Below are 5,273 nucleotides of genomic sequence, written 5' to 3' on the forward strand. Positions count from 1 at the left end.
TAGCGTTCGATACGCTCAATGCTTTTACGGGCCCATAATTCAAACGCTTTGGCTCGCTCTTGGCTATTGTTGAGTGCTTGAATAGTCTCGGCGCGTAGCTGTATATCTTCAACTTTGCCGAGCTTTTGGGCTACGGCCATGTCTGTACCAAACGCTGATTGCCCCGGTGAATAAGCCCAGCCAATGTCTGGGGACATTACATCGCCACTGGGTAGCTTTAATCGAGCATGGGGCACGGTTTTAACTTCGCCAGACTCGCGGCTGACAATTTCAGCATCAAATTGTTGTACATAGCTTTCGCCGTTCTCAACTGTTATGCCTCGGGCTTTGACTTGTGCGGCTGTGAGGGCACGAACGCGGCAACGGCAACCCCAGCCATTGGGCGGGAATATAGTTTGCCAGATTGGGTCGTCAAATCGAAATACCTTGCCATTTAATAGCCTGTGCTCTGGCCGCGTTTGCCCGTCATCTATGGCGATGTACTGCCAATAGGGGTGGGTTTTAGCGCGGGCCAGCAAGCGGCGATAGCGCCCAGCCATATAGGCCGTTTGCATGTTAGTGCGGTAAATGGTGTTTAAGCGGTACGGGCTGCCCAGTTGAATGGTATCGCCTTGCTCGTTTTTAGCCTTGCCCCACCAACCGTGCTTTTGTAGCTCTGGGGTTAGGCCCGCATTAAACTGCTTTGCGGTTAAGCCCTCGGTTAGGGCTTGGTCGGTGTACTTACGTATGGTTTCGAGTACGTCCATGCGTTGCACTCGCGCAACGGTAAACGCCTTGCTGTGGGCAACGGTTAGCATATCGTGCCATTCATTGCTAATGGCGTAACCCTTAGCTCTAAAATAGGAGACTGCATCAACAGGGGCGCGCTCAAAAGCCGCACTAATATGGGCGCTATTCATTGATTGTGCCCCATAGTTCACTGACAAAGAACAAGCGGGTAAGCAGCTCGGTTAAAGCATCTTGGTCAAGCGTTGGGTAAAACTCGGCAAGCTCTATTGCAGCTAAATCGCTGCTTTGGTTGAGCTTGTTTAGCAGCGGTTGCAGCGTGGCTTTGTACTCGTCTCGCATATCACCATTTGTAATGGCGTTTAATGCTTCATCTAGCGCGTTTTGATTATCACGGTTTTTGTATTCGGTGTTAAGCGCGGCAATGGCGGTATTAAGCGCGGCTTGAGGTGTATTAGTTGGCAAGGCCAACACTGCTTCACCGTCTTTGGCTTCAGGAATATTTAAGCGCTCATGCACCCAAGATTGCGGAATTTGCATACCCGTACTTACCAAGTCTTTAAGTGGTGGTGCAAAGTCACGCATTTCATCGCTGGTAGAGGTGTCAAACTCAAAACGGGGTAAGCGGCGGTTGCCGTTGTAACTTTTACCGTTGAGTGCGTACAGGGGTAAAATCAGGTCACGGCTTATGGTTTGCTCTAGTTGGTGTAAGTCGCTTAAGGTGATGTCTTCTTTAACCTCTTGATGTACGTTACCAAGGGCATTGGTGCTAGTTTTACCATCCGCTTGGCTAGTGAGCGTTCCGCCTAAAATGACTTTTGATTGGGTTAGCTCACACCAACGGATCATGCTTTCAAATGGGTCGGCCTGACCATTCGCTGCACTTTGAAAATCAATTTCCATGCCTCTGGGTATAATACCCCCCGCGTTGTGGCCAATGGCCATTACTGCGCGCAGTAGCGTAGCTTTTTCTGCATCGCTGGCACCGCTTGGGTATTTACCCACGCGCACAGGCAAACCGTAAATTTCTAAAAACTCGGCTAAGTCACGCACACTGTAGTTTTTAAATAAAAACGGCCAAGCAAGTACCGATAGCAAACCCGTTCTATGCACATAACCCGACTTTGATTTATGAATATGCAGCGCCCATCCAAAAGGGTTTAAGGCTTCACCTTCGTTTGTGTTGTCGTTTAAAACAATGCGGTTAAAGTTATCTGGATGGGTTTTAAATATGTTTTGGTCACGATAGGTATAGCCCGTGACTATTTGCTGTTTTTCAACATAGTCCCATTTCAGTTCGTTGGCACTAAACCCCTTGAGCATTGCATCGGTTAGATCAAACAAAAAGTCATAAAACCATGTGGCGTCCTCTAGCACATCAGCAAGCATATCTGCATCGCGTTGCTCGTCTTTTGAGGCGTTACGCGGTGGCTTTATATTCCATTCAAAGCCGAGTATGGCGCGGCGGCGCTTGCCCAGTTCACAACTAATATGGCCGTCTTTGTCTTCAACATCCTTTGCTAAATCAGCCATGGCAGCCAAGCTGCCCTCTTCAGCCTCACGCAGTAGGCTTGCTAATTTAGCAGGCGTAAGCCCTTGAGTTGGGTGCTCAGCGAACTGCTTAAGTAGCATAGCTACTTGGCTGTTTTCTTCGGTCTGTGTTTGGTTTAGCGTTTCAGCGCGTAGTGGGTTGCCGTATATGTCTACTAGCATGGTTTTACTCTTAAAATGGGTTTAATGGATACAACGTACACATCAAGTGTCATTGCATATTTTTCGGCGGCTTTGCGGTCTTTGGCTTCGATATCTACATATTCGTCATATGCCGTAAAAATGTATTGGTAGTGAATACGAAAGCGCATTACCAACACCCCCCGCCTTGATAGGCCCCTAAATCGCTGTAGTTAAAATCAGAGTTGTTTTTAGCATCGTGTTTATTGGGAAGTGGGGTAAATTCTATCGGGCAACCATCCATCCAACTTGCGCGGTTAGCCATGCAAAGACCAACAGCAAAATCGCCATGGCGTTTATCTGTTTTCTTTTTGCCATCGTGATCTTTTGTTTTGCCTTTGTCGATTTTGGGTATACCGTTAACCACTTTGATATGGCACATATCGTCTAGTACGTTTTGGTGGCGTGGGATCTCCATATTATGGTCGTCCAGTTCACCTTTTAGTTTTGGCATCCATTCGCCATACCAGTTATCGTTGAGGTGAACACAGTCAACCAGCTCAATGCCAAACTCTAGCGCAGAGGCTTCAGCAAGATAACCACCATTACCCGTAGCATCAAACGCAGCACCGCGCAGCCGTGGTAGTCGGCGCAAAATAAAGAATACAACTTGGCGTTGTACTTCATACGGGGCATTTTTTATTTCAATTACAAATGGTGTGCGTTTATGTAAATCGGCACGTATACGCAGTGGCACCAGTGATGTTAAATCGCCAGAGCGCGCAAAATCTTCACCGAATGCGTGTTGCTCTTCGGGGTCTAGTTGATCTAACAAAGGTTGGATCACGTCTTTACAGAATTGTTCGGTTTCTTTAAAACGCTGTTCTTTGGTCCATGTCATCCATTCGTCAGTACATGTTAAGCGGTGTATTGGAATGCCCTTAGTCATGGCTTCCTCAATCACAACGCGTTTTAAATAGTTGCCGCCACTACGCTTGGGCACACAAAAATATTCTTCGTCTGCTGAGTCCTTATTGGGTGATTCGTCAATGCGAGCCTGTCGCCACTCTGCCTCTGCTTCGGGTGTCCACTCCCAACCCTTAACAAAGCATATGCGTTTGTATAAGCCATCGTTTAGCGCGTCATCTAAAGTAATGCGGTGTACTGAGTAGGGTTTTTTGCCTTCCCGGGCATCTTTGATGTATTCATTAAACAGGTTATCTACACCGTTATGTGTAGAGATAATCCGAACGCGGCTGCCCCACATACGCAGGGCCATTGCGGCTTGTAGCAGTGCATCTAATGATTCATGGAATGCAGCCTCATCAATTACAACATCGCCCTGTAAACCACGCAGATTTGAGGGGCGACTTGATAATGCTTGGATCTTAAACCCGCTGTTAGGAAAGCGGATCATATACGTCAAAATTTCCTCTTTCTTTTCGCTATCCCAAAATGTTTGTTCATATACGTCAGCTTTTGCTAACTGATCAAATGCGCGTGCAAATAGCGCGCATGCAGCAATATATTCAAGCGCCATTTCTTGCTTTGAGCCAACATAAAATACATTGCTGCCATCGCGTTTTTTTGGCTTACTGGCGGTTAAAACATTGCGGCCCGCTTCAGCCCAAGTTAAACCAGTACGCCTTGATTTTTCAGCAATACACACCCCTGATCCATCCTCAAACCAGCGCTGTTGGTAGGGTAAAAATACGGGTTCTTTGTCTGGTATTTCAAAGTCGTCTGCGTCAGGAACGTCAACACCATAGAGTTGCATTTCCTCTTTTAAGTCTATTTTGGTGGGGCGGCTGGTAGCTGTTAATGTGGGCTTTTCACTCATTACGCTTTACCTAGCAATATGCCACGGATCTTATCTTCTAGCTCTTCGCTCATACCGTCCTCACCGCGCAGCTCATCACCCACGGCATTGGCAGCTTCTTCTGCAAAAACCTTACGTATGTCTTTCTCGCGCTTATGTACGTGCATTGCGGTGGTTTCAAGGCGCTGAATACTGAGCATCACCTCTTTGATCAAGCCTACGTCTATCTCGGCATTTTCGTCTGGGTTCATCAGTTGCTTTTGCATCGCTTTAAACAACTGAGTGCGGCCCATTTCAAGCACAAGCTTTGATGTTTCACCCATAGGTTTATCACCCAGTTCAGCAACGAGCGCAGAGGTAGCGGCGCGGGTTTCTCTTAACTGGTTTGCTATGGCTTCGTGTTTTTGGGCGTGGCGGGAAAGGCCAGAACGACTGATAGTTGCCTCTTCATCAAGCCCCGCATCAAGAACCAATTTATTAATTTCATCTAAAATATCTGCTTGAGAATTACCGCTATCACGTAGCATTTCATCAAGCATCTTTTTGATGTTGTCGGGCAACATGTCAATTTTACTGGGCTTAGAGCGCCGTACCTTGTCTGTCATTACAAACCTCTCGGCGCTGGGCGTTTTATGCCTGGTACTATGCTTTTACCTTCGGCCACATCAATGCCGTTTTGTGTAATGCGGGCAACCCATGTGTTTTCGGTTAGTTTATCGAGCGTTACATAGCTATTTTGCTCTAACCAATTGAGCTGGGTTTTTAGCTGGTCGCGGCTGCATCCAAGCGCATAACGGGCCAGTACATCGGCAAGCATACTGGTATTAGCGCCATAATCTGCGGAGTCTTTAAGTGCGATCAATATTGTGATCCGTTGGTGTTCTGCTTGTACTTCATGCATCGCCATTGCGCGTACCTCTGAGTTCGTTTTCCATTAATAGGGAAGTTGTGTTTTGTAAGGTGGCTAATTGAGGCGAGAGCGCATCAATTTTGCCGCCTACTTCGAGTAGGCTTTTCTCTAATCCATGAAAGTCATCAGCACTTGGCATGTCTTCAA

Annotated in this window: 7 protein-coding genes; all 7 read right to left on the reverse strand. The window is 47.1% G+C overall.

Annotated elements, in window-relative coordinates; all coding sequences use genetic code 11:
- Positions 1 to 899 (reverse strand): phage head morphogenesis protein (locus HC733_RS21505; protein ID WP_190367027.1); only part of this gene is annotated, 899 nt, incomplete at its 3' end.
- On the reverse strand, positions 892 to 2,439 hold the full coding sequence (locus tag HC733_RS21510) for a DUF935 domain-containing protein (RefSeq protein ID WP_190367028.1): 1,548 nt from the start codon (positions 2,437 to 2,439) through the stop codon (positions 892 to 894). The genes HC733_RS21505 and HC733_RS21510, both read right to left, overlap by 8 nt.
- The gene (locus HC733_RS21515; RefSeq protein WP_190367029.1) at positions 2,433 to 2,588 is read right to left on the reverse strand and encodes a hypothetical protein; all 156 of its coding nucleotides are present in this window, start codon (positions 2,586 to 2,588) and stop codon (positions 2,433 to 2,435) included. The genes HC733_RS21510 and HC733_RS21515 overlap by 7 nt, the downstream gene beginning before the upstream one ends.
- Positions 2,588 to 4,237: a terminase large subunit domain-containing protein gene (locus HC733_RS21520; RefSeq protein ID WP_190367030.1), complete on the reverse strand. Its 1,650-nt coding sequence runs from the start codon at positions 4,235 to 4,237 to the stop codon at positions 2,588 to 2,590. The genes HC733_RS21515 and HC733_RS21520 overlap by 1 nt, the downstream gene beginning before the upstream one ends.
- The gene (locus tag HC733_RS21525; protein ID WP_190367031.1) at positions 4,237 to 4,821 is read right to left on the reverse strand and encodes a DUF3486 family protein; all 585 of its coding nucleotides are present in this window, start codon (positions 4,819 to 4,821) and stop codon (positions 4,237 to 4,239) included. The genes HC733_RS21520 and HC733_RS21525 overlap by 1 nt, the downstream gene beginning before the upstream one ends.
- Positions 4,821 to 5,123: a VpaChn25_0724 family phage protein gene (locus HC733_RS21530; RefSeq protein WP_190367032.1), complete on the reverse strand. Its 303-nt coding sequence runs from the start codon at positions 5,121 to 5,123 to the stop codon at positions 4,821 to 4,823. The genes HC733_RS21525 and HC733_RS21530 overlap by 1 nt, the downstream gene beginning before the upstream one ends.
- Positions 5,110 to 5,265: a DUF2730 family protein gene (locus tag HC733_RS21535; RefSeq protein ID WP_238937658.1), complete on the reverse strand. Its 156-nt coding sequence runs from the start codon at positions 5,263 to 5,265 to the stop codon at positions 5,110 to 5,112. Before HC733_RS21535 ends, HC733_RS21530 begins: the two co-directional genes overlap by 14 nt.
- Positions 5,266 to 5,273 lie beyond the last annotated feature (8 nt).

It is taken from the genome of Pseudoalteromonas sp. S16_S37 (assembly GCF_014694405.1).
Lineage (GTDB): Bacteria > Pseudomonadota > Gammaproteobacteria > Enterobacterales > Alteromonadaceae > Pseudoalteromonas.

Excerpts from the sequence above, each read along its gene's own strand:
- HC733_RS21510 (WP_190367028.1), bottom strand. The coding sequence starts at position 2,439 with ATGCTAGTAGACATATACGGCAACCCACTACGCGCTGAAACGCTAAAC.
- HC733_RS21515 (WP_190367029.1), bottom strand. The coding sequence starts at position 2,588 with ATGCGCTTTCGTATTCACTACCAATACATTTTTACGGCATATGACGAA.
- HC733_RS21520 (WP_190367030.1), bottom strand. The coding sequence starts at position 4,237 with ATGAGTGAAAAGCCCACATTAACAGCTACCAGCCGCCCCACCAAAATA.
- HC733_RS21525 (WP_190367031.1), bottom strand. The coding sequence starts at position 4,821 with ATGACAGACAAGGTACGGCGCTCTAAGCCCAGTAAAATTGACATGTTG.
- HC733_RS21530 (WP_190367032.1), bottom strand. The coding sequence starts at position 5,123 with ATGGCGATGCATGAAGTACAAGCAGAACACCAACGGATCACAATATTG.
- HC733_RS21535 (WP_238937658.1), bottom strand. The coding sequence starts at position 5,265 with ATGCCAAGTGCTGATGACTTTCATGGATTAGAGAAAAGCCTACTCGAA.